This is a genomic window from Aedoeadaptatus nemausensis (assembly GCF_903819165.1).
GTDB lineage: Bacteria > Bacillota > Clostridia > Tissierellales > Peptoniphilaceae > Aedoeadaptatus > Aedoeadaptatus nemausensis.
In genome coordinates this window covers 1-747 of sequence record NZ_CAIJCS010000040.1, presented here as the reverse complement: position 1 = coordinate 747, position 747 = coordinate 1, and the positions used below count along the sequence as shown (strand labels likewise).

Here is a 747-nt window from a genome sequence, read left to right as displayed (position 1 = left end):
CAAATTTAATAGCTGAATCAACTAAAACTTCATCAATTAAGATTCCTCTATCGTTGATGTTTTGGTCTATCCAGTAGTTTTCCCATTCTGAATGAGGCATTGGAAAGGCTGATAGCTTTTTCTTAATTGCCATTTCGGTTTCCACATCTCTTTGGTTATATTCCTTAAAGGTAGACCACTTTTCTAAATCGTGATGGGGTAGATTTCTTGTCCTCATACCATTGGTTTTAGTTGGTTTACATGGAATAGAAAAATATCTTATAAGAGCCTTGCCTTCATTCATCTTTTGCTTATCTAGTTTTAAAACTTCTCCTACTTTTTCAAGGGATAGAGGTAACCCTATATAGGCTGACCAAATCATGGTGCAATACCAACCTTGAGGTTTTAGTCTCTTACCTAAAAACCTAGATAGACACACCCTTTCAAAGTTCGCATTAAAGGCCCACTTCTCTATACTCTTATCACTAAGTGCTGATAATATTTCTTCAGGAATAACCTCTCCACTTGCCAAATCTACTACCTTAACTTCTCCATCATCAATAGAATAGGCAAAGAGGAGGATTTCAAAATCCTCACTCTCGGCATATTTGTATACACCACTTTTGCCTAAGTCAACTGAAGAATAGGTCTCAAGATCTATGGACAATCTCTTCATAGCTATCACTAAGCTTTGTTAATTCTGCTAAATTATTTTTTCTATCTTCTTTTATTTGTTTTTCTATTTTTCTGATATCTCTATCTAGTTCT

General features: G+C 34.8%; 1 pseudogene. It reads right to left on the bottom strand.

Annotated features, from left to right (window positions below):
* Positions 1-655: pseudogene (locus PEPTYR26121_RS08565) on the bottom strand (DNA polymerase); the annotation flags it as partial.
* Positions 656-747 lie beyond the last annotated feature (92 nt).